The organism is Sphingomonas sp. PP-CC-1A-547 (assembly GCF_003610375.1).
GTDB lineage: Bacteria > Pseudomonadota > Alphaproteobacteria > Sphingomonadales > Sphingomonadaceae > Sphingomonas.
Window position 1 is genome coordinate 155,180 of the sequence record NZ_RAPZ01000013.1, and the last position, 23,560, is coordinate 178,739.

A 23,560-nucleotide genomic window follows, 5' to 3' on the forward strand; every position below is an offset into this window, starting at 1 on the left:
CCTGCTGTGTTCGTACCGGCCAAGATTATCTCCTAATGTGAAACGCGGCATTGCTGTCGAAGCCGTCGTCGTGATAGCGATAACATGGCTGATCATCCGCGATCCTGTCAATGTGGTGCGGAACGGCGGGAGAGGATTATGACGATATTCGGCCGATGGATCGGTAAGTTCGTGCTTCTGTTCGGAGCGGTAATTGGTTTGACCGGACCGGCGCAAGCTGAGGACGGCTATGATCTCTGGCTGCGATATCCGGCTTCAGCGACGGCAAATCCGCGCAGCCTACCGACGATCGAGGCGCGCGGTGATACGCCTACGCTCAAGGCGGCAGCAGCAGAACTGCGTCGCGGCGTGAGTCTGTTCGGCACGAGCACGCCCACAATCCTGCTGACCACCACCAAAGATCGCGATGTCGCCGCACTTCGCCTGCCGTTGGCGGCGCTCGGCGACGAGGGATACCGCGTCGGATACGTCACGCTCGGCTCCCGCCACGTGCTGCTCGTCACCGCCAACACAGATCGCGGTGTACTCTATGGCAGCTTCGCGTTGCTGCGACATCTCCAGACCGGCGGCAGCGTCGACCGAATCGACCTGACCTCGACCCCGCGCGTGAAGCTGCGCGTGCTCAATCACTGGGACAATCTGGATGGCGTGGTCGAGCGTGGCTATGCCGGCGCGTCGCTGTGGGACTGGTGGACGCTCCCCGATTTCCGCGACCCGCGCTACACCGACTACGCGCGCGCCAACGCGTCGATCGGGATCAACGGCACCGTCCTGAACAACGTCAACGCGAAGACGGAAAGCCTGACCGCGCCGTATATTGCCAAGGCTGCTGCGTTGGCGGACGTGTTCCGGCCGTACGGGATCAAGGTCTATTTGTCGGCACGGTTCTCGGCGCCGATCGAACTCGGCGGTTTGAAGACCGCCGATCCGCTCGATCCGCAGGTCGCTGCGTGGTGGAAGGCGAAGACCGACGAGATCTATCGCAGCATTCCCGATTTCGGCGGCTTCCTGGTCAAGGCGAACAGCGAGGGTCAGCCGGGCCCGCGTGATTACCACCGCAGCCACGCGGACGGCGCCAACATGCTCGCCGCCGCGGTCGCACCGCATGGCGGAATCGTGATGTGGCGCGCGTTCGTCTATGCCGAGACCGACCCCGACGACCGAGCGAAGCAGGCGTATACCGAATTCAAGCCGCTCGACGGCAAGTTCGCGCCGAACGTCATCGTCCAGGTCAAGAACGGCGCGATCGATTTCCAGCCGCGCGAACCGTTCCACCCGTTGTTCGGGGCGATGCCCAAGACCCCGCTGATGATCGAGTTCCAGATCACCAAGGAGTATCTCGGCTTCGCGACGCACCTCGCCTATCTCGGGCCGCTGTTCGCCGAAACGCTCGGCAGTCAGACTATGCGGACGCCCGGTGAAACCGTGGCGAAGGTCGTCGACGGTTCGGTGGAAGGTCATAGACTTACCGGCATGGCGGGCGTGGCGAATATCGGCCGCGACCGCGACTGGGCGGGCTCCACCTTCAACCAGGCGAACTGGTACGCGTTCGGCCGGATGGCGTGGGATCCCACACTCGGCGCCGCCCCGGTCGCGCGCGAATGGGCGGCGATGACGTTCGCGCCCTCCCCGAAAATCGTCGACCCGGTGGTCGCGATGATGATGGGATCGCGTGAGGCGGTAGTCGACTATATGACACCCCTCGGCCTCGCGCACGTCATGGCGACGGGGCATCACTACGGCCCCGGCCCGTGGGTGGCCGACCTCAAGCGCCCCGAATGGAACCCGGTCTATTACCACCGCGCCGATAAGGGCGGGATCGGCTTCGATCGGACCAAGACGGGAAGCAACGCGGTTGCGCAATACGCGCCCGAGCTTTCCCGCAAGCTGGCCGCCCCTGCAACGACGCCGGAGCGCGACCTGCTGTGGTTCCACCATGTGCCTTGGGCGTACCGGACGAACTCAGGGCGATCGGTGTGGGCGGAAATGGTCCATGATTACGATGCGGGCGTGAGCTACGTGGCCGGCATGCGTCGGCAGTGGGAGGGCGTGAAGACAGAGGTCGACGCCGAGCGCTGGGTGAAGACCGCGACGTATCTAGCGGTCCAGGAGCGCGAGGCGCGCTGGTGGCGCGATGCGAGCCTTGCCTATTGGATGTCGGTCAACGGCCTGCCGCTACCGGCGGGCGCCGCGGCACCCGCACATGACTTGGCATGGTACAAGGCACAGCGCTTTCCGTACGCGCCCGGCAACCCGCAATAGCTGCGCGCTGACACAAGATAAGAGGACGAGGACGCGATGATGAGACGGTGGCCGGTAGCGCTGGTGTTGGGCGCGCTGATCGTGACGGGCGCGGGCGCGCGGGACGCTGGGCCCGCACGAGACGCGCATTGGATCGCTACCTGGGGATCGTCGCAGATGATCGCCGAGGGCGACAATGCGCTCCCAGCCGATCGGGCCGGTGCGATCACGTTGCGCCAGGTGGTGCGGGTCTCCGCCGGCGGCGAACGCGTACGCATCCGGCTCTCCAACGCGTTCGGCACGCGCCCACTGCCGATCGGCGGCGCGCACGTCGCCCGATCGGTCGCCCCCGGTACGCCGCGGATCGAAGGCGGTGCGCGGCTGACCTTCTCCGGCCGTAGCGACGCGGTCATCCCGCCCGGCGCGGAAATGTACAGCGACCCTGTCGCGTTCCCGGTCACAGCCGGTGCAGATCTAGCGATCAGCCTATATCTCCCGGAAGCCGCAAGCCCGCAGACCGGCCACCCCGGCTCGCGCGCGACGAGTTTCACGCTGGCCGGCAACGCGGTGGCGGATGCGACGCTGGCGGGCGCGACGCCGACGACGCATTGGTATGCACTCGCGGACGTCGAGGTCGCCGCGGCACCGACGGCGGGTACGATCGTCGCGATCGGCGACTCGATCACCGACGGTTACGGCGTGAAGCCCGAACGCAACACTCGCTGGACCGACGTGCTCGCGCAGAGGCTTCGCGGAACTACGGCAAAACGCGCGATCGGCGTCGTCAATGCGGGGATCGGCGGCAATCGCGTTCTGCTCGACGGACTTGGCCCAAATCTCCTCGCGCGTTTCGATCGCGACGTTATCGCACGCAGCGGCGTGCGCTGGGCGATCGTGCTGGAGGGCGTGAACGACCTCGGCGTGCTGACCCGCGACGCACCCGCCACGCCTGCACAACACGCCGCGATCGTCGCGCAGATCACAGCCGGCTTCGCGCAGGTCGTCGCGCGGGCGCATGCTCACGGGATCAAGGTGATCGGGGGAACGGTGATGCCGTTCGGCGGCAACACCTATTATCATCCCGCCGCGGAGAACGAGGCGGATCGGCAGGCCGTCAACACGTTCATTCGCACGTCCGGGGTATTCGACGCCGTCATCGATTTCGACCGGTTGATGCGCGACCCGGCGCATCCCGATCGGCTATCTCCTGCGTATGACTCGGGTGACCACCTGCACCCGTCCGAAGTTGGCTATAAAACGATGGGTGAAGCCGTACCGCTGAGTCTGTTTGGCGGCGCACGCGCGTCGATCCGGTCGAGATCGGTGATTGGCGCTGCGGCCCTTGTGCCGGTCGGTCCTTCCGAGCGCGGCGTGGCCAAGGGGCCTGCCATCGCGATCACCTTCGACGATATTCCTGCCCATGGTCCGCTTGTGCCGGGGCAGACTCGGGTGGATGTGATCCGGACGATTACCGGGGCGCTGGCCGCGGCGAAGGCGCCTGCGTTTGGGTTTTTGAACGCGGGTTTCGGGCTGGATGCGCCGGACGATGCTGCTGGGGCGATCGCGGCTTGGCGTGCTGCCGGACTGCCACTTGGCAACCACACTTATTCGCATGCCGATCTCGACAAAGTCGGTGCGGCTGCGTTTTCCGCCGATGTGGTGCGGAACGAAGCGCCGCTTGCTGCTGCCGCCAAGGGAACCGATTGGCACTGGTTTCGATATCCGTTCCTGTCGGAGGGTAGCACGCCCAGTGTTCGCGACGCGGCTCGTGCCGACCTCGGGGCTCGGGGGTATCGGGTTGCGGCGGTGACGATGAGTTTCAACGATTTTAGCTGGAACCCGGTCTATGCCGCTTGCTCAGTCAAGCGGGATGCGGGGGCGATCGCCAAGCTGGAGGCGAGCTTTCTTCGCGATGCGCGGGCTGCGGCCTTGGCGGCACGGGCGCGGGCCAAGGCTCAGGTGGGACGGGATATTCCCTATGTCCTGCTGATGCATGTTGGCGCGTTCGATGCGCGGATGTTACCGAAACTGCTCGCGCTGTACCGCGAGATGGGGTTTCGTTTCGTGACGCTGCCCGAGGCGGAAGCCGATCCCTATTATGCGCGGGCGGTCGATCTTTCGCTGCCGGGGCCGACGCCGTCGCTCGCCGGCCCGCCTGCCCTGCCTGCACTTGTCGGTCCGCCGGCGGGGCTTTGTAGCTGATTACCGCCCCTCTCTCCCGCGGATCGGGAGAGAGGGGTTTCACGTCACTTCTTGTTGAGCGCGGCCTGTGCTGCTGCAAGGCGGGCGATCGGGACGCGGTACGGGCTAGCCGAGACATAATCGAGGCCGACCTTTTCGCAGAACGCGATGCTGGCCGGGTCGCCGCCGTGTTCGCCGCAGATGCCGAGCTTGATGCCGGCGCGCGTCTTGCGGCCGCGTTCCGCTGCGATCTCGATCAGTTCGCCGACGCCTTCGACGTCGATGCTGACGAACGGGTCCTTCGCGTAGATGCCCTGCTCGACATACGCGCCGAGGAAGCGCGAGGCGTCGTCTCGGCTGACACCCAAGGTGGTCTGCGTCAGGTCGTTGGTGCCGAACGAGAAGAACTCGCCGACTTCCGCGATTTCGCCCGCACGGAGTGCTGCGCGGGGGAGTTCGATCATCGTGCCGACGAGATACTCGATCGTCCGGCCCTTTTCGGCGAACACGGCCTGGGCGGCCTTGTCGACGACGGCCTTCATCAGTTCCAGCTCGCGGCGGGTGGCGACGAGCGGGATCATGACCTCGGGGATCGGGGCCGCGCCGGACTTCTCCGCGACGTCGACCGCCGCCTCGAAGATCGCGCGGGCCTGCATCTCGTAGATCTCGGGATAGGTCACGCCGAGACGGCAACCGCGATGGCCGAGCATCGGGTTGAACTCGTGCAACTCCGCCGCGCGGCGCTTGAGCGTGTCGACGTCGACGCCCGCCGCGGTCGCGACTTCGGCGAACTCCGATTCCTCGTGGGGCAGGAATTCGTGGAGCGGCGGATCGAGCAGGCGGATCGTCACCGGCAGGCCGGCCATCACCTCGAGAATCTCGGTGAAGTCCTTGCGCTGTTCGGGGAGCAGCTTCTCCAAAGCGACGCGGCGGCCCTTCTCGTCGCTCGCCAGGATCATCTGGCGGACGTTGGTGATGCGGCTGCTCTCGAAGAACATGTGCTCGGTGCGGCAGAGACCGACACCCTCGGCGCCGAACTCGCGCGCGACGCGGCAATCCTCGGGGGTCTCGGCGTTGGCGCGGACCTTGAGGCGGCGGACCTCGTCGGCCCAGACCATCAGCGTCGCGAAATCGCCCGACAGCTCGGGCTGCACCGTCGCGACCGCGCCGATCATCACTTCGCCGGTGGTGCCGTCGATGGTGAGCAGGTCGCCCTCTTTCACCTCGCGGCCGCCGCAGCGCATGATCTTCGCCTTGGCGTCGATGGAGAGCGTGCCGGCGCCGGAAACGCAGGGGCGTCCCATGCCGCGCGCCACCACGGCCGCGTGGCTCGTCATCCCGCCGCGCGCGGTCAGGATGCCCTTCGCCGCGTGCATGCCGTGGATGTCGTCGGGCGAGGTCTCGGTGCGGACGAGGATCACGGCGACGCCATCGGCGGCCTTCTTCTCGGCGGCATCGGCGTCGAACACGACCGCACCCGAGGCGGCGCCCGGCGATGCGGGGAGGCCCTTGGTCAGTACGTCGCGGTGCGCCTTGGGATCGAGCGTCGGATGGAGCAGCTGGTCGAGCGCCATCGGCTCGATGCGCAGGATCGCTTCCTCGCGGGTGATCAGACCCTCATTGGCCATGTCGACCGCGATCTTGAGCGCGGCCTTGGCGGTGCGCTTGCCGGCGCGCGTCTGGAGCATCCAGAGCTTGGTCTTCTCGACCGTGAACTCGATGTCCTGCATGTCGCGATAGTGGTTTTCGAGCGTGTCGAACACGTCCGCGAGCTGGTGATAGACCTCGGGCATCGCCTCTTCCATCGAGGCGGGCTTGGCGCCGGCGTCTTCGCGCGCGGTCTTGGTCAGATATTGCGGCGTGCGGATGCCGGCGACGACGTCCTCGCCCTGCGCATTGATCAGGAACTCGCCGTAATAGGCGCGGTCGCCCTTGGACGGGTCGCGCGTGAACGCGACGCCGGTGGCCGACGTGTCGCCCATGTTGCCGAACACCATCGCCTGGATGTTGACCGCGGTACCCCAGCCGCCGGGGATGTCGTTGAGGCGGCGATAGACCTTCGCACGCTCGGACTGCCACGAGCCGAAGACCGCGCCGACCGCGCCCCAGAGCTGGTCGTGAACATCCTGCGGGAAGGGCTTGCCCCAGAGCTTCTCGACGAGGCCCTTATATTCGGCGACGAGCTTGCGCAGATCGTCGGCCGAGAGTTCGGTGTCGAGCGTGAAGCCCTGATCTTCCTTGGCGATCTCCAGCGCTTCCTCGAACGCGCCGTGATCGAGTTCGAGGACGACGTCGGCGTACATCTGGATGAAGCGGCGATAGCTGTCCCAGGCGAACCGTGCGTCCTCGGACTTGGCGGCGAGGCCTTCGACGGTCTCGTCGTTGAGGCCGAGATTGAGGACGGTGTCCATCATCCCCGGCATCGAGGCGCGGGCGCCCGAACGGACCGAGACGAGCAGCGGGTCGGCGGGATCGCCGAACGTCTTGCCGGTGACGCCCTCGATGTGCGCGAGGCCGGTGGCGACCTCGTCGCGCAGGCTTTGCGGGAACTGGCCGCCCTCGTCGTAATAGACCGCGCAGAAATCGGTCGAGATCGTGAAGCCCGGCGGGACCGGCAGGCCGATCGACGCCATCTCGGCGAGGTTCGCGCCCTTGCCGCCGAGCAGGTTCTTGTCGCCCTTGCCGCCATCCGAAACACCGCCGCCGAAGCGATACACATATTGGGTCATGGTCGGTCCTCTAAGTGTTTGTTTTTACCCGCAAGACGGCGCGGAAGTGCACAAAGTGCAGACGCTGGGAGCATCTGCACTTCGCCTCAAATCACCCCTCGATCTTCGAGAAATCCGCGACGTTGTGCACTGCGGCGCGGACTCGCTCAAGTAGCGCGAGACGAGCGGATCGCTTGGCGGGATCGGAATCATTGACGATAACGCTATCAAAGAACGCGTCGATCGGTGCGCGCAGAGACGCGAGTGCGGCCATGGCGGCGGCGAAATCCTCGCGTTCGATCGCGGCGGTGGCGCGGGGTTCGGCGGAGTCGAGCGCGGTCATCAGCGCGGTCTCTGCGGGTTCGGGGGTGTAGGACAGCGCTTCTTCTTCGCCCCTCCCTGGAAGGGAGGGGTTGGGGGTGGGTCGGTCCGAGGCGGGCTCGGCGTTCCCACGAGGGCTACCCACCCCTGGCCCCTCCTTTTCAGGGATGGGAGCAGAAGAGGCTGCGCTCTCCTTCGGCGCTTCCTTCTTCAGGATATTGGCGGCGCGCTTGTAGCCGGCGAGCAGGTTCGCCCCGTCCTCGGTGGTCACGAATGCCTGAAGCGCGTGGACGCGCGCGAGCAGGCGGACGAGATCGTCCTCGCCCCCGAGCGCGAACACCGCGTCGATCAGGTCGTGCCGGACGCCGGCTTCGCGTTGCTGGACTTTGAGGCGGTCGGCGAAGAAGTCGAGAAACTGACCGACATATGCCTCATACTCATTCTTTCGCTCAGTATATTGCAGATCTGCTCCAGCGATTAGCAATCCCTCATCGTCAGTAGCGTTCGATGCCAACCGAATTGCGGCCCGACGGAGATTTCGGAAAAATTCGTGGGGGGCGCCCAAATATTCTGCGCGTAGAGCATCGCGAGCATGGGGTTGCTCAAAATTGTCCAAGCGGGAGTGAAGACGAGCCGCGAGCCACGTAGCAGAATAAGGCTGAGTAAGCGGCAAACGTAGGCCATTCACTACGATCAGTTGAGCGCCCCCCAGAACAGCGCGTCTCAGCGCATACGGATCTTTGGATCCTGTCGGTCTTTCGTCGATCGCAAAAAAGCTAGCAATCGTATCCAGCTTGTCCGCCAAGCTTACGGCCACCGTTACCGGGTCGGTGGGGACGTCGTCGCCTTGGCCGACCGGTTTGTAGTGGTCGCGGATAGCGGTGGCGACGGACGGGTGCTCGCCCTGCGCGGCGGCGTAGTAGCCGCCCATCAGGCCTTGCAGCTCGGGGAACTCGCCGACCATGCCGGTTACGAGGTCTGCCTTTGCGAGGCGGGCTGCGCGGTCTGCGTGGGTGGCCAATTCCTCCCCTGCAAGGGGAGGGGGACCGTCAGCCGCAGGCTGAGGGTGGAGGGGGTTCTCCGCGGACGCTGCGCTTCGTGGCGCGCCCCCTCCACCAGCTTCGCTGGTCCCCCTCCCCGTTCCGGGGAGGATTATGCCCTCTTCTACCAGCCAGCGGGCGAGTTGCGCGACGCGGTCGACCTTGTCGGCTACGGTGCCGAGCTTTTCGTGGAAGACGATCTTCGACAGCTTCTCCGCCTGCTCTTCGAGCGGGACCTTCAAGTCGGTGTCGTAGAAGAACTTCGCATCCGACAGGCGCGCGGCGAGCACCTTGCGGTTGCCCTCGACGATCTTCGCGCCGCCGTCGTGCGCGGCGATGTTAGCGGTACAGACGAACGCGTTCGCCAGTTTTCCATCCGTCCCGCGGCAGACGAAATATTTCTGATTCACGCGCGCCGTGAGCTGGATCACCTCCGGCGGGACGTCGAGAAACGCGGGGTCGAACTGGCCGAGCAGGGGGATCGGCCATTCCGTCAGGCCGGCATTCTCGGCAACGAGTCCCTCGTCCTCGATGAGTTCGAGACCGGCCTGCGCGGCGGCTTCGCGGGCGTGGTCGCGGATCAGCGTGGCGCGTTCGTCGTGGTCGACGATGACGTGGCAGGCGCGCAGTTTCTCGACATAATCGTGCGCGCCGCCGATGGTGATCTGGTACGGGTGGTGGAAGCGATGGCCGAGCGTGGCGGCGCCGCTGGCGATGCCGGCGATCTCGAACGGCACGATCTCTTCGCCGAGCAGCGCGACGATGCCCTGCAGCGGGCGGACCCAGCGGAGCGATTCGGTGCTGGCGGAGGCGTCGCCCCAGCGCATCGACTTCGGCCACGGGAACGCGCGGACGATGGCGGGGATCGCCTCGGCGAGCACGGCGGCGGTGGCGCGGCCGGGCTTTTCGGTGACTGCGAAGAGCGTGCCGCCTCGGTCTACGAGTTGCTCGCGCGTGAGGCCGGTTTTGCGGAGGAACCCTTCGAGCGCTTGCGGTGGCGCGGAGGTCTTGGGACCCTTGGTTTCCTCGGAGACGGCGGCGGTCTCGAGCGGCAGGTCGCGCGCGATCAGCGTCAGGCGGCGCGGGGTCGCGTAGGTGACGATGGCGCTGGCGGCGATGCCGGCCTTGGCGAGCTCGGCGGTGAACAGCTTCGCGAGGTCTTCACGCGCCTTGGACTGCATCCGGGCGGGAATTTCTTCGGAGCGGAGTTCGAGGAGGAAGTCGGTCATTTGGGTTCGCACGCGAAGAAGAAGGAGTTGGGTTCACGCGGAGACGCGGAGACGCGGAGTAGAAGGGGAGAAGAAAGGTTTGGGGCGCTGCGCGCTGCTGTTCGACGCCGCAGGCGTCTCGCATCATGCTGAAGCGCGGGCGAAAGAATGCGAAAGCGAGACACCCCTTCTCCCTTCTGCTCCGCGTCTCCGCGTCTCCGCGTGAACACATCTTCTACCGAGCACATCATGCCGCCCATCCGTGCTTGTCCATCCAGGCGGCGCAGGCGCCCTTCGCAAGGTCTCGGACGCGGCCCATATAGGCTTGGCGTTCGGCTACGGAGATTACGCCTCGTGCCTGCAACAGGTTGAAGATGTGGCTGGCTTTGATCGCTTGCTCGTAGGCTGGGATCGGGAGCTTGGCCGCCAGTGAGTTCTCGCATTCCGCTACGTGCTTGCGGAACTGGTCGAAGAGCGAGTCCGTGTCGGCGATCTCGAAGTTCCACTTCGACATCTCCTGCTCGTTCTCCAGGAACACGTCGCCGTAGGTCACGCCGGCGTCGTTGAACGCCAGATCGTAGACCGAGTCCTTGTCCTGGATGTACATCGCGAGGCGCTCCAACCCGTAGGTGAGTTCGCCGGCGACGGGCTTCATGTCGAAGCCGCCCATCTGCTGGAAATAGGTGAACTGCGTCACCTCCATGCCGTCGCACCAGACCTCCCAGCCGAGACCCCAGGCGCCGAGCGTCGGGCTTTCCCAATCGTCCTCGACGAAGCGGATGTCGTGCTTCAGCATGTCGACGCCGATCGCGGCCAGGCTGCCGAGGTAGAGTTCCTGGAGGTTGGCGGGGCTCGGTTTCAGGATCACCTGGTACTGGTAATAATGCTGGAGCCGGTTGGGGTTCTCGCCGTAGCGGCCGTCGGTCGGGCGGCGGCAGGGCTGGACGAACGCAGCGTTCCACGGTTTCGGCCCGAGCGCGCGGAGCGTCGTGGCGGTGTGGAAAGTGCCCGCACCCATTTCCATGTCGTAGGGCTGCAGGATCAGGCATCCGTGTTCGCTCCAGTAATCGTGGAGCGTGAGGATCATGCGCTGGAAGCTAAGAGGCTTTATCACGGGCTGGGTCACGCGCGGGCTTTGGCGGATGGGGGTGCGGGAGGCAAGTGGTGCGTTAAGGTGCGGCGTCCTACATGGGCTCCACCAACGATAAGGATGCCGTCACCTTGAAGCTGTTTTCGAAGATCGTTTCGTTCCGATCCGCGCTCTCTGCCATCGCCATGGCGTTCGCCCTGCCCGCCTGTGCGCAGGTCGCGCCGAAGCCTGTGCAAGCCGCGAACGATGCCGATCCGGCCTTGTGGGTGGTGAAGGACAAGGACACGACGATCTACCTGTTCGGGACGATCCATGTGTTGAAGCCCGGCATGACGTGGTTCGACGAGGCGGTGAAGACCGCGTTCGATCGCTCGAACCAGGTGGTGCTGGAGCTGGTGATGCCCGATCCGGCCAAGATGCAGTCGCTGGTGATGGCGACGGGGGTGTCGAAGGACGGACCGACGCTGACCGAGCAGCTGCCCGCGGACAAGCGCGCGGCGTATGCAAAGGCGGTGACCGATCTGGGACTGCCGGCGAATGCGTTCGATCGGTTCAAGCCTTGGCTGGCGGCGACCAACCTGTCGATCGCGCCGCTGTCGAAGCTTGGCTATGATGCGGCGAACGGGCCCGAGCAGGTGATCACGGCGGCGGCGAAGGCTGCGGGGAAGCCGGTGATCGGGCTCGAGACGGCGGAGCAGCAGCTCGGGTATTTCGGCGGGTTGTCGCAGACGGCGCAGATCCAGTTCCTGGGGAGCACGATCGACGAGTTACCGAAGTTGGAGACGACGATGGCGACGATGGTCGACGAGTGGGCGAAGGGGGATCCCGAAGCCCTCGCCAAGGAGATGAACGATAGTCTCAAGGACTCGCCCGAGGTTGCGAAGGTGCTGCTGGTGGACCGCAATGCGCGTTGGGCTGAGTGGGTCGCGAACCGGATGAAGTCGCCGGGGACGGTGTTTATCGCGGTCGGTGCGGGGCATCTGGCAGGTAAGGATAGCGTGCAGGCACAGTTGGCCAAGCTTGGAGTGAAGGCCGAACGGGTTAAGTACTGAGCTGCCCGGGTCCCTCTCCCCTCGGGGAGAGGGAGGGAGGAGCCCTTGCGACGGAAGGGTGAGGGGGAGTTGGCGCGAACGTCCCGAGCCTCACTCCCCTCACCCTCCCACACGCAAGCGCGTGCGGGCCCCTCCCTCTCCCCAGAGGGGCGAGGGTTCAGTTGATTAAATCCCCCACTTCCGCTATGCGCCCGCGCTTCCGGTCCATGGTCATCCCTGGAGGCGTGGGCGGGAAGGACAACAAACGAGTTTCGGAGAATATTGATGAGCGACCAGTTGACGCTCGCAGCCGAGACGCGTGACCGGGTTGGCAAGGGAGCCTCCCGGGCGCTGCGTCGTGATGGCCGCGTGCCTGCCGTGATCTACGGCCTGAATCAGGAACCCACCTCGGTTCACCTCGAGGAAAAGGCGCTGATGAAGGCGCTGATGACCGGCCACTTCATGAATTCCGTCGTGATGGTCAACGGCGTGCGCACGCTGCCGAAGGACGTGTCGTTCCACCCGGTTTCGGATCGCCCGATCCATGTCGACTTCCTGCGCATCGGCGAGCATTCGACCGTCACCGTCGCGGTGCCGATCGCGTTCACCGACGAGGACGACGCACCGGGCATCAAGAAGGGCAAGGGCGTCCTCAACATCACGCGTCACGAGATCGAGCTGGTCGTCGACGCTTCGGACATCCCGAGCGAGATCACGATTTCGCTCGCCGGTCTGGAGATCGGTGATTCGATCCACATCAGCGACGTGAAGCTGCCCAAGGGCGCGACGCCCGCGATCGACGACCGCGACTTCGCGATCGCCACGATCGTGCCGCCGACCGTGCCGACCGTCGAGGACGAAGAGCTCGAGGCTGAAGTCGCCGAAGCACAGGCTGCCGAGGCTGCTTCGGACGAAGAGCCGGTCGTCGAGCCGAACGACGATAACAACGACGACGACAAGATCACGCCGCAGAAGAAGGACTGAGGGTTCAGCCCTTCGTCCTAGGATGAACTGGCGGGCGGGAAAGCTAGGGCTTTCCCGCCCGTTTCGTTTTATGGGGCTGCCCTTACTGTTCCCTCGCGAACGCGGGGGTCCAGGATCAAGCAGCGCCGCCGCCCGTTACCTTGGGCTCCTGCGTTCGCAGGAGAACACGGTTACGTGGCCGACGCGTTCTTTTGGAGAATCACACGTGCAGATCTGGGCGGGACTCGGCAATCCGGGGGCGCAATATGCGATGCACCGGCACAATGTCGGGTTCATGGTCGCCGACGCGATCGCCGAGGTGCACGGCTTCGGCGCGGTCAAGAAGCAGTTCCAGGGCTGGACGCAGGAGGGGCGGATCGGCTCGACCAGGATCCTGCTGCTGAAGCCGGCGACCTTCATGAACGAGAGCGGCCGCGCGATCGGCGAGGCGTTGCGCTTCTACAAGCTCGGCGTCGAGGCGCTGACGGTGTTCCACGACGAACTCGACATCGCGCCGTTCCGCGTGAAGGTGAAGACCGGCGGCGGGACCGCGGGGCATAACGGGCTGCGCTCGACCGACCAGCATCTGGGGCCGGAGTTTCGCCGCGTACGGCTGGGGATCGGGCATCCCGGGCACAAGGATCGCGTGACCGGGTATGTGCTCGGGAATTATGCGAAGGCCGAGATCGAGCCGCTGTCCGACATGCTCGGCGCGGTCGCGGCGGAGGCCAAGTGGCTGGCGGAAGGCGACGACGTCCGCTTCATGAACGATGTCGCGTTGAGGATGCAGCCATGACCACCCGCTCTTTGTTTGCCACGCGGTTCTACGAGGCCGATCTCGGTGACGACGATCTGGTCGAGGAACTGGAGGACGCGGCGCTCGAACTGGCGAAGGCGGATCGCGCCGGAGTCGCGTGGTCGAAGGCGCATGGGTATCGCGGGTACACGTCGTATGCGTCGCTGAACGACCTGCCGCTGCGCGATCCGCGGTTCGGCGATCTGGTTCGGCTGCTGAACAAGCATGTCGCGCAGTTCGCGAAGGACTGTGCGTTCGATCTTGGTGGGCGGAAGTTGAAGCTCGACAGCTTTTGGGTGAACGTCCTGAAGCCCGGTGGCGCGCATTCGGGGCATATCCATCCGCATAGCGTCGTTTCCGGGACGATGTACGTGGCGATTCCCGAGGGGGCTGGGGCGTTGAAGCTGGAGGATCCTCGGTTGCCGATGATGATGGCGGCGCCGACGCGGCTGGAGGATGCGGCGGAGGATCTGCGGACGTTCGTTTATGCGGAGCCCAAGCCGGGGAGTGTTTTTCTCTGGGAGAGCTGGTTGCGGCACGAGGTCGTGCCGAATGCTGGCCCCAAGAAGATGGACGGCGAGCGGATCAGTATCAGTTTCAATTATCGGTGGTGAGCGGGGCGGCAGCCTGGTGTTTTAGATCGCACCACCCCGGCGAAGGCCGGGGCCCAATTGGGAAACATCGCTAACGAAGGACTGCCCTTCATCAGCTTGGCTTTCCCAATTGGGCCCCGGCCTTCGCCGGGGTGGTAGTGTTCGGGGGAAGCGTTATTCTCATTCTTCCCCCTCCCCTTCAGGGGAGGGTTGGGGTGGGGCTTGGCCGCATACGCCATCATTCGTGGCACTGCCCCACCCCGACCCTCCCCTGAAGGGGACGGAGTAGCGGGGGCGGCACTCAGCTCGCGCCCCCTGCCCGATCAGGCCGTCTTCATCGAGGCCATGTCGATGACGAAGCGGTACTTCACGTCGCTCTTCACCATGCGCTGATACGAGGGTTCGATCTCTTCCATGCGGATCATCTCGATGTCCGACACCAAGCCGTGCTCATTGCAGAAATCGAGCATCTCCTGCGTCTCGGCGATGCCGCCGATCAGCGAGCCGGCGATTGCGCGGCGCTTGAAGATCAGGTTGCCGACCGAAGGGGACGGATGTGCGTGCTCGGGGACGCCGACCAGCGTCATCGTACCGTCGCGCTTGAGCAATGCCGTGAACGTGTCGAGGTTGTGGCTCGCCGCGACGGTGTTCAGGATGAAGTCGAAGCTGTTGGCGTGTTCGGCCATCGCGGCTTCGTCCTTCGACACGATCAGGTCCTTCGCGCCGAGACGCTTGGCATCGTCGCGCTTGTTGGGCGAGGTCGAGAAGACATAGACCTCGGCACCCATCGCATTGGCGATCTTGACGCCCATGTGGCCGAGACCGCCGAGACCGACGATGCCGACCTTCTGGCCGGGGCCGACCTTCCAGTGCTTGAGCGGCGAGTACGTCGTGATGCCGGCGCAGAGCAACGGCGCGACCGCAGCGAGGTCAGCCTCGGGATGCGAGACCTTCAGCACGAAGCCTTCATCGACGACGATCTTGTCCGAATAGCCGCCGAAGGTGTGGCCGCCGAGCACGGGATCGGGGCCGTTATAGGTGCCGACGAAGCCGGTCGTCTCGCAATATTGCTCCTCGCCGTCCTTGCACGACGGGCATTCGCCGCAGCTGTCGACCATGCAGCCGACACCTACGACGTCGCCGACCTTGAACTTGGTGACGTCGCTGCCGACGGCGGTGACGTGGCCGACGATCTCGTGGCCGGGGACGCAGGGGTAAAGCGTGCCTTCCCACTCGCCCTTGGCGGTGTGGAGGTCGGAATGACAGACGCCGCAGAACGCGATGTCGATCGCGACGTCGGTCTTGCCGGGCTCGCGGCGCTCGAAGCTGAAGGGCGCGAGCGGCGTTGCGGGAGATTGCGCGGCGTAGCCGTGGGCGGTCGTGGTCATGGAATTCCTGATCTATCTCAAGCTGGGATCGGGATATAAGCGTCGACCATATGATAACTACCGACCGGTATGATTATTTTGCTGCACTGCGGCAATCGAGTGGGTCGATCACGAGGTGCTGGACCTGGCGCGCGGCGCGGAGCTTCTCCCCTCCCTGGAAGGGAGGGGTTGGGGGTGGGTCGGTGTCCAGATCGTGGAACGGTTGCGGCCAAAGCTGGCCTACCCACCCCCAGCCCCTCCCTTCCAGGGAGGGGAGCAGGACGAACTCTTACCGCGCGCGCGGCCTTCACTGGCCTTCCTTGCCGCCCTGCCCTAAAGCGCCCGCACATTCTTATACCAAGGGCATATCATGGGTTTTCGCTGCGGCATCGTGGGGCTGCCGAACGTCGGCAAGTCCACTCTCTTCAACGCGCTGACCGAGACGGCCGCGGCGCAGGCGGCGAACTATCCGTTCTGCACGATTGAGCCGAACGTCGGTAACGTCGGCGTGCCCGACAAGCGGCTCGATGCGCTCGCCAAGATCGCCGGATCGCAGAAGATCATCGAGACTCAGTTGGGCTTCGTCGACATTGCCGGGCTGGTGCGCGGCGCGTCGAAGGGCGAAGGGCTCGGCAACCAGTTCCTCGGCAACATCCGCGAGGTCGACGCGATCGTCCATGTGCTACGCTGCTTCGAGGACGGCGACGTGACGCATGTCGACAACAAGGTCGACCCGATCGCCGACGCCGAGACGGTCGACACCGAGTTGATGCTGAGCGATCTCGATAGCCTCGAAAAGCGCGTCCCGAACCTCGCCAAGAAGGGCATGCAGGGCGACAAGGAAGCCAAGATCGGTGCCGCCGTGCTCGGCCAGGCGCTCGAACTGCTGCGCGAAGGCAAGCCCGCCCGGCTGACCGTGCCGAAGGACGAGGACGAGGCGCGCGTGTTCGCACAGGCGCAGTTGCTGACCGCCAAGCCGGTGCTGTACGTGTGCAACGTCGACGAGGGCGATGCGGCGAACGGCAATGCGCTGTCGGCGCGGGTGTTCGAGAAGGCGAAGGCCGAGGGCGCCGAGGCGGTCGTGGTGTCGGCGGCGATCGAGGCGGAAATCGCGACGATGCCCGCCGAGGACCGCGGCGAGTTTCTCGGCGAACTTGGGCTGGAGGAGACCGGTCTCGCCCGCGTCATCACCGCCGGGTACAAGCTGCTCCACCTGCTGACGTTCTTCACGGTCGGCCCGAAGGAAGCGCGTGCCTGGACCGTCCACGAGGGCGCGACCGCACCGCAGGCCGCGGGCGAGATCCACGGCGATTTCGAAAAGGGTTTCATCCGCGCCGAGACGATCGCGTTCGACGACTTCATCGCGCTGGGTGGGGAATCGAAGGCACGCGAGGCCGGCAAGCTGCGCGCGGAAGGCAAGGCGTACGTCGTCCACGACGGCGACGTGATGCACTTCCTGCATAGCTGAGGGTTCGGCGGCGGCGGTGGGTCAGCGATAGTTTTCGCAGGCTACCCCGTCGCCGTCACCGTCCATGCCGGCACGATAACCCGGCTGACCGCGGTGAAGCGGCGCGGCCCCCGCCGCCCGCACTTCGCGGCATCCGCTGTAGAATACCGAGCTTTCCGACTGGGAGCTGGTCGAACGGCGGGCCGGTGGCGATGATCCAAATGCTGGGCGAACGACGTTGTAGGGCTCGGCGTCTGCTACGCGCCGTGCAGGCGCGACGGCGTGTCGCCGCACCACCGGCGGCGCGGCGATCGCCATATCGGGGACCGCCTTGGTATCGACGATAGCAGGGGCAGGAATGGGCTGCGGCTCAGTGGCTTTCCAGACACCGGCAAACATCAATGTCGAGGCGATTGCCGTGACTGTGATAAAGGAACGCTCCATGACGCCACCATACGGGCGTAGTGGTTTACGAATGTTTGTTGGGTTGCTGTTTTAGGGCAAGGCAAAGATGGTGAAAGACTTGATGTCGGTGTTAATAAGATTGCAGCCGTAGCTATCAGTCCTCGCACACCTCGCCTGCTGCTGTGATTTTACCACCTTCGATCGTCGCGAAACATCCGGGATTGTATCGTTCAGCTTGGCATAGCCCCTCTGCTGCTTCGCCAGCCGGTGGAATAGGTGTCTGCCCCGGTCCATCGACGCTTCTGAGACACCGACCTTGGCAATCCGCCTTGTCGGCACACATCTTTCCGCCATCGGCGTAGCGGGATTGACAGATTGGGAAGCCGAAAGCGCTGCGGCTCTCATATCCTCCTTGGCCTAGGCAGGTGCGGCTTTCGGACACATTCAGGCGCTTGGGCAAGCTGCTGCAACTTCCAGCAATTACGGTAACAAGTAGGGCCGCCATGGTTCGAGCGTAACGAAGTGAGCATATCGGCATGACCGAATGTTTCCCTACTGTGTCTATGCCCGCAATTGAGCCCTAGCCGTTGGCCTTGGTATGATCAGGCAATGCCAGTGGTCGTCTTGCGGACTTGCGGCCTGCCGCGGCGACTATGACTGCGCTGGACAGGAGGATGCTGGATACGAGCGCGCCGACCGACAGCAGGCCCGCGCTGGTGACCGATGCGTCGAAAGTCGTGCGTTTGCCGATCCTGATCGAGACTTTGGCGGCGGGGGCGTTGGTGGTTTTGGTTCGTTCGGAGTGCGTTGGGGTCTTCATGCGCTGAGGCTGAACCTTTCGCGGGTTTCGGGCAAGGCTGCGCTTTAGCGCCACGAGCGGTTTGGCGGGTTCGGAGAGAGACTGCGCGGTTGTCGCGGGTCGTGCGGGGGGGTAGACCGGCGGCATGCTCGCGCGCCTGATCCTGGCTTTGCTCCTTGCTGCGTTTGCGTTTCCTGCGGTGGCGCCGGCGGCGTGTCATGATGCGTCTGCTTCGCGGGGGAGTGCCATCGTCATGGACATGGCGGCGATGGGCGGGACGCACGCGGCAATATCGGGCCATCGGCCGGATCACGAGGCGCCCGACCGGAAGGCTACGCCGCTGCATGGGTGCATCGGGTGCGTGCCGCCTTCGAACTGGAATGGCGCCCGGGTGCTCGGCGTGGCGTTGCGGGAGCCGGGGATGGTGACCGAGCGGGCGGCGGTGCTGGATCTTGGGGCGGGCGTCGCGCCGGCTTTGCGGCCTCCGCGGAAGGCTTGATCGTCGGGTGCTGAGGCGCCCAGATTTTCAGGCTTTTCCGAGGATATACTAATGACTCGATCGAGGTTTCTCGCGGCTGGGGCCGTGAGGGCGATGCTGCTTGCCGGCGGTGTCGTGGCGGCGGTGCTGCCCATTGGCGCGGTGGCGCAACATGCCATGTCCATGCCGGGCATGACGATGCAGGATGCGGCTCCCAGGAAGACGGTGAAGAAGGCCAAGCCGCGGCCGGGGGTTAAGCGTTCGGGTGTGCGTTCGGCTGCTCCGTCGGCTCACACGTTGCAGTCGGGGAGTCCTGTCGATCATTCGACGATGGACCATTCGGCGATGGGGCACCCTGCTCCGGTCGCTCCTCCGACTTCGGCCACACCGTCTGCGATGCCCGAGGCTATGCCCGGCATGGATCATGCGCAGATGGATCACTCGGCGATGCCCGGGATGGCGATGGATCATGGCGCGATGGGCCATGCAATGATCGCCGACCCCGCCTATCGCGCGGCATCCGATGCGGCGCTGGAGAAAATGCCGGCGGGCTCGGCGATGGCGGGAATGGCGATGGGGACGTCGGCCGGGTTCTACAGCCAGGGGAGCGGGACGTCGCGACTGCCGGCGGCTGAGGGGCCGATGCGCGGGTATATGGCGCAGGTCGGCGAATGGATGCTGATGGCGCATGGCTATGCGTGGGGCGTCGCGACCGACCAGGGGGGACCGCGCGGGAAAAGCGAGGCGTTCGTGCAGTCGATGGCGATGCTGATGGCGGATCGCGACCTTGGCGACCGGTTTCACATCCAGCTGCGGACTATGAACAGCCTCGAGCCGTTGATGGGCGCGCGGGGCTACACCAATTTGTTTGCAACCGGCGAACTGGCGAACGATCGACCGCTGGTCGATCGGCAGCATCCGCACGACCTGTTCATGGAGCTTGCCGCGAAGGTCGATTATCGGCTGGGGAACGGCAACACCGTCTTCCTGTATGGCGGGCCGGTCGGCGAGCCGGCGCTGGGGCCGAGCGCATTCATGCACCGCGGGTCGGCGCGGTATCAGCCGATGTCGCCGATCACGCATCACTGGTTCGATTCGACGCACATCACCTACGGCGTGGTGACGGCGGGGTATGCGACGCCGGCGTTCCAGCTGGAGGCGTCGGCGTTCAAGGGGCGCGAGCCGGACGAGCATCGCTGGAATATCGAGACGCCGCGGCTCGATTCGTGGAGCGTGCGGGGAACGTGGACGCCGTCGCCGTTCTGGGCGGTGCAGGTGAGCCATGGCCATCTGAAGGAGCCCGAGGCACAGCATCCAGGGGAGGACGAGAACCGCTCGACCGCCAGCGTGCAATATGCGCGGGGCGGGCTGGCGACGACGTTTGCGTATAGTCTCAAGGACCGGGTGCCGGGGGAGAAGCTGAGCGCGTTCCTGGCGGAGGCGACGTATGAGCTTTCGGCGCGGCATGCCGTGTTCGGCAGGGTCGAAAACGTGGCGAACGACGAGCTTTTTCCCGATCACGACGATCCGCTGCATGATCGGAAGTTCCGCGTGACGAAGGCGGAGGTCGGGTATGCGTACCGGCTGCCGATCGTGGGTCCGCTCGGGTTGGCGCTCGGCGGGACCGTCGCGGCGTATGCGAAGCCGGCGGCGCTTGAGGCGGCGTATGGGAAGACGCCAGTGAGCTGGACGTTGTTCAGCAAGTTGGCGGTGGGGTTGTAGGGGAACTTGTTTCCCCGCGAAGGCGGGGATCCAGACTGGGCTCCCGCCTTCGCGGGAGAACAAGAAAGCGGGAGAGGAGCCCTGGACGGGTTTCGCTCGACGTTGGTGCCGAGTAAGGCGCGAAGTCGCCATCTGCTCGGGACGAACGGTTATGATGAAGACGGCTGTGCTCGCATTTCTAGGGCTGACGCTCGCCGGGTGTGCATATCCGTATACGCCCCCTGCCCTTGCACCGATTACCACGCCTGCTCCGACCACGATGGCGGCGGCCGCGATACCGGGCGAGACTCGGGCGCCGGTTACCATCCTCGTGTCGATCGATGGCTTCCGGCCGGATTATCTCGACCGTGGCGTGACGCCCAACCTCAACCGGTTGCGCGCTGGCGGCGTGTTCGCGAGCATGCGGCCGTCGTTTCCGAGCATCACCTTTCCCAATCACTGGACGCTGGTGACCGGTCTGCGGCCCGATCGCAGCGGAATCGTCGGCAACAAGATGGAGGATCCGGCGCGGCCGGGCGAGACGTTCACGATGGCGACGGACGATCCGTTCTGGTGGAGCGAGAGCTCGCCGATCTGGGTCGATGCGGAGAAGGCCGGGATCAGGACGGCGACGATGTTCTGGCCGGGCGCGAACGTCGCGGTCGGCGGCAAGGTGAAGCCCGACAGCCACGGCGCGATCGAGGGCGGGACGCGGCCGGAGGACTGGCAGCAGTTCAACCAGCAGGTTTCGGGGACGCAGCGGGTCAATGCAGTGCTCGACTGGATGCGGCGGCCGGCCGCGATCCGCCCCAAGCTGGTGACGCTGTATTTCGATACGGTCGACAGCGCGGGTCATGCGGGTGGGCCGGACAGCGCGGGCGTGGCTCAGGCGGTGGCGGATGTCGATGCGAGCATCGGCGCGCTGGTCGATGGGCTGGCCGCGCTGGGGCAGCGGGCGAACCTGGTGATCGTCGCGGATCACGGCATGGCGGCGACTAGCAGCACGCGGGTGGTGGCGCTCGATACGATCGCGGACAAGGCGGATTATCGCACGGTCGAGACGGGGCCGTACGCGACCCTGTTCGCGGTGCCGGGGCATGAGTCGGCGTTGGAGGCGCGGTTGCTGACCCGCCACGATCATCTGCAATGCTGGCGCAAGGGGGAGATTCCGGCGCGGTTCCATTATGGGCGCAACCCGCGCGTGCCGAGCTATTTGTGCCTTGCCGATGTCGGCTGGCGGGTCGATCCGAGCGCGCCGACCAAGGCTTCGGTCGGTGGGATGCACGGCTATGACAACATGGCGCCGGAGATGCGCGCGCTGTTCATCGCCAACGGACCGGCGTTTGCGCGCGGCAAGACGATTGCGAGCTTCGACAACGTCGCGATCGAGCCCTTGTTACGCGACCTGATCGGGTTGCCGGCCGAAGCGGGGCTGGACGGCACCGACGCCCCCTTCCAGAAGGTGCTGCAACGATAAGAGGAGAGGTTGTGCAGTATTTCGAGGATATCGAGGTCGGTCGGACTGCGTCGTTCGGTTCTTATGCCGTCACGCGCGAGGAGGTGATGGACTTCGCGGCGAAATACGATCCGCAGCCGTTTCACCTGTCCGACGAGGCGGCCGCGCAGACGCATTTCGGGCGGTTGTCGGCGAGCGGCTGGCATACGTGCGCGATGGTGATGTCGATGGTGGTCGCAAACCTGAAGGATAATCAGCAGGCCGGGCTCGGGTCGCCGGGGATCGACGAACTGAAGTGGGTGAAGCCGGTGTATCCGGGGGACACTCTGCGCTGCGAGACCGAGATCCTGGAGAAACGCGTGTCGGCAAGCCGGCCGGAGATGGGAATCTTCAAGAGCCGGATGCGGGTGTTCAACCAGGACGACGTTATGGTGATGACGTTCGTGTCGAACGGGCTGGTCGCGACGCGCCCCACGGATGCGAACGCCAGTTGATTGCCGAGCCGTTGCCCTGATGGATGGCTGACGGCCTTCCCGATGCAGCAATAATTCACGCGAAGGCGCGAAGGCGCGAAGAGAAGGTTTGTTCACGCGGAGACGCGGAGACGCGGAGAGTTTTTGAATGGCAGAGCTTTGGGTGGGGTTCGCTACCGCCACCCGGGCTAGGCGCTCTCACCCCGAGTTACCCCCTGCGTCTCCGCGTCTCCGCGTGAAATCGAAGTTTTCTCTTCGTGCCTTCGCGTGAACCAACCTGCTCTAGTTACTGCGCTGGACGGCCGCCGCCGCGGTTGCCACCGCCCTGACGTCCGCCACCGAAGCGCTGTCCGCCGCCGAAACGCTGGCCGCCGCCGCCGTGATTGCCTCGGAACGCGCCGTCGCCGCGATTGCCGCGGAAGCCACCTTGCGCCTGGGGCTGCTGCGGGTTGGTGACCTGGCCGGGCTGGGCAGGCTGCCTGGGTTGACCGAACTGGCCGCGATCGGGGCCACGGCCGCGATCCCAGCCTTGGCCGGGACCTCGCCCGGGACGGCCGTTGCCGAACTGGCCTTGACCGGGCGTGCCGGGATTATTCTGATAGCCCGGACGGTTGCCACGCCAGCCGCCGTCCCGGCCGCCATTGCCTCGGTTGCCAAAGCCGCCCCAGTTGCCGCGGCCACCGTCGTTGCGGTTGCCGCGATATTGCTGGCGGCCCTGCCAGTAGCGCTGCTGGTTGCCGTTCCAGCGGTGCGGGCGGCGGTAGCGGTCGTAGACGTACACGCCTGAGCCGGGATAGTAATAATCCCCGCTCCAGCCGTAGTAGGAGTTCAGGCCGCCATAGCCTGCAAAGCCGTCATAGCCGCCGCCGTAACTTGCACCGTGATAGCCGTCGCCGTAGCCACCGCCGTAATAAGGGTCACTGGCATAGCCGACGCCCGCGCCGCCATAGCCGTAACCATCAGTGCAGCCTGCGACGCCTAGTCCGAGACCCAAGGCTAGGCCGATAATGCCGAAGCGCTTCATAAACATGGAGGTTCTCCCGTACGTGGAGAGCGGACACTACGCGCCGCCATTCATCGTATAACGGAGTCGGTATGTCGCAAGTTCCATGAATGGGGTCTGACGGGTTTGGGGCTGGCGCGAGCGCCTGTGCGGATGAGGCGCCCTCCCTCTACTGTTCCCTCGCGCACGCGGGGGTCGAGGGTAGCGGTGCGCTACGGTATTTAGCTGGGCCCCCGCGGCCGCGGGGGAACAAAGGCCG

18 protein-coding genes are annotated in these 23,560 nt (G+C 65.3%); 11 read left to right on the forward strand and 7 right to left on the reverse strand.

The window, feature by feature from the left end; translation table 11 throughout:
- Positions 1–138: 138 nt before the first annotated feature.
- Together C8J39_RS14160 and C8J39_RS19115 are read left to right on the forward strand one after the other, a co-directional pair.
- A complete protein-coding gene (locus C8J39_RS14160) occupies positions 139–2,262 on the forward strand; it encodes an alpha-glucuronidase family glycosyl hydrolase (protein ID WP_120301051.1) in 2,124 nt (707 codons plus the stop codon).
- Between the two features lie 36 nt (positions 2,263–2,298).
- Complete coding sequence (locus C8J39_RS19115; protein ID WP_183038002.1) at positions 2,299–4,443, forward strand: GDSL-type esterase/lipase family protein; 2,145 nt, start codon at positions 2,299–2,301, stop codon at positions 4,441–4,443.
- Positions 4,444–4,487: 44 nt separating this feature from the next.
- Here the strand turns inward: C8J39_RS19115 and ppdK are convergent, their stop codons facing one another.
- From ppdK to C8J39_RS14180, 3 genes are all read right to left on the reverse strand, one after another.
- Positions 4,488–7,151 (reverse strand): pyruvate, phosphate dikinase, encoded by a 2,664-nt coding sequence (ppdK, locus tag C8J39_RS14170; protein WP_120301052.1) that lies wholly within the window; start codon positions 7,149–7,151, stop codon positions 4,488–4,490.
- Between the two features lie 91 nt (positions 7,152–7,242).
- Positions 7,243–9,720, reverse strand: coding sequence for a glycine--tRNA ligase subunit beta (gene glyS, locus C8J39_RS14175; protein WP_120301053.1), 2,478 nt, complete (start codon positions 9,718–9,720; stop codon positions 7,243–7,245).
- Between the two features lie 226 nt (positions 9,721–9,946).
- A complete protein-coding gene (locus C8J39_RS14180) occupies positions 9,947–10,786 on the reverse strand; it encodes a glycine--tRNA ligase subunit alpha (RefSeq protein ID WP_120301054.1) in 840 nt (279 codons plus the stop codon).
- Between the two features lie 188 nt (positions 10,787–10,974).
- On the opposite strand from C8J39_RS14180, the gene C8J39_RS14185 reads away from it, so the two are divergent.
- The 4 genes from C8J39_RS14185 (at position 10,975) to C8J39_RS14200 (ending at position 14,193) form a co-directional block, all read left to right on the forward strand.
- The gene (locus C8J39_RS14185) at positions 10,975–11,841 is read left to right on the forward strand and encodes a TraB/GumN family protein (RefSeq protein ID WP_120301228.1); all 867 of its coding nucleotides are present in this window, start codon (positions 10,975–10,977) and stop codon (positions 11,839–11,841) included.
- 264 nt (positions 11,842–12,105) lie between these two features.
- Complete coding sequence (locus tag C8J39_RS14190) at positions 12,106–12,804, forward strand: 50S ribosomal protein L25/general stress protein Ctc (protein ID WP_120301055.1); 699 nt, start codon at positions 12,106–12,108, stop codon at positions 12,802–12,804.
- 205 nt (positions 12,805–13,009) lie between these two features.
- On the forward strand, positions 13,010–13,579 hold the full coding sequence (gene pth / locus C8J39_RS14195) for an aminoacyl-tRNA hydrolase (RefSeq protein WP_120301056.1): 570 nt from the start codon (positions 13,010–13,012) through the stop codon (positions 13,577–13,579).
- Positions 13,576–14,193 (forward strand): TIGR02466 family protein, encoded by a 618-nt coding sequence (locus tag C8J39_RS14200; protein WP_120301057.1) that lies wholly within the window; start codon positions 13,576–13,578, stop codon positions 14,191–14,193. Before pth ends, C8J39_RS14200 begins: the two co-directional genes overlap by 4 nt.
- 302 nt (positions 14,194–14,495) lie before the next feature.
- Here C8J39_RS14200 and C8J39_RS14205 read toward each other — a convergent pair whose 3' ends face one another.
- A complete protein-coding gene (locus C8J39_RS14205) occupies positions 14,496–15,560 on the reverse strand; it encodes an NAD(P)-dependent alcohol dehydrogenase (RefSeq protein ID WP_120301058.1) in 1,065 nt (354 codons plus the stop codon).
- Between the two features lie 349 nt (positions 15,561–15,909).
- Between C8J39_RS14205 and ychF the strand changes: the two genes are divergently transcribed.
- The gene (gene ychF / locus C8J39_RS14215) at positions 15,910–17,007 is read left to right on the forward strand and encodes a redox-regulated ATPase YchF (protein WP_120301060.1); all 1,098 of its coding nucleotides are present in this window, start codon (positions 15,910–15,912) and stop codon (positions 17,005–17,007) included.
- 21 nt (positions 17,008–17,028) lie between these two features.
- On the opposite strand, the gene C8J39_RS14220 is transcribed toward ychF, so the two are convergent.
- Together C8J39_RS14220 and C8J39_RS18540 are read right to left on the reverse strand one after the other, a co-directional pair.
- Positions 17,029–17,430 carry an excalibur calcium-binding domain-containing protein gene (locus tag C8J39_RS14220; RefSeq protein ID WP_243644447.1) on the reverse strand — a complete coding sequence of 134 codons (402 nt, stop codon included), beginning with the start codon at positions 17,428–17,430 and terminating at the stop codon, positions 17,029–17,031.
- Between the two features lie 541 nt (positions 17,431–17,971).
- The gene (locus C8J39_RS18540) at positions 17,972–18,211 is read right to left on the reverse strand and encodes a hypothetical protein (protein WP_132833614.1); all 240 of its coding nucleotides are present in this window, start codon (positions 18,209–18,211) and stop codon (positions 17,972–17,974) included.
- Positions 18,212–18,335: 124 nt separating this feature from the next.
- Between C8J39_RS18540 and C8J39_RS14230 the strand changes: the two genes are divergently transcribed.
- From C8J39_RS14230 to C8J39_RS14245, 4 genes are all read left to right on the forward strand, one after another.
- A complete protein-coding gene (locus tag C8J39_RS14230) occupies positions 18,336–18,689 on the forward strand; it encodes a hypothetical protein (RefSeq protein ID WP_120301062.1) in 354 nt (117 codons plus the stop codon).
- Positions 18,690–18,740: 51 nt separating this feature from the next.
- Positions 18,741–20,390 carry a hypothetical protein gene (locus C8J39_RS14235; protein ID WP_243650122.1) on the forward strand — a complete coding sequence of 550 codons (1,650 nt, stop codon included), beginning with the start codon at positions 18,741–18,743 and terminating at the stop codon, positions 20,388–20,390.
- A gap of 151 nt (positions 20,391–20,541) precedes the next feature.
- Positions 20,542–21,846 (forward strand): ectonucleotide pyrophosphatase/phosphodiesterase, encoded by a 1,305-nt coding sequence (locus C8J39_RS14240; protein WP_243650124.1) that lies wholly within the window; start codon positions 20,542–20,544, stop codon positions 21,844–21,846.
- 11 nt (positions 21,847–21,857) lie between these two features.
- A complete protein-coding gene (locus tag C8J39_RS14245; RefSeq protein ID WP_120301063.1) occupies positions 21,858–22,319 on the forward strand; it encodes a MaoC family dehydratase in 462 nt (153 codons plus the stop codon).
- Positions 22,320–22,584: 265 nt separating this feature from the next.
- Here the strand turns inward: C8J39_RS14245 and C8J39_RS14250 are convergent, their stop codons facing one another.
- A complete protein-coding gene (locus tag C8J39_RS14250) occupies positions 22,585–23,328 on the reverse strand; it encodes a hypothetical protein (protein ID WP_183038003.1) in 744 nt (247 codons plus the stop codon).
- Between the last annotated feature and the right edge of the window lie 232 nt (positions 23,329–23,560).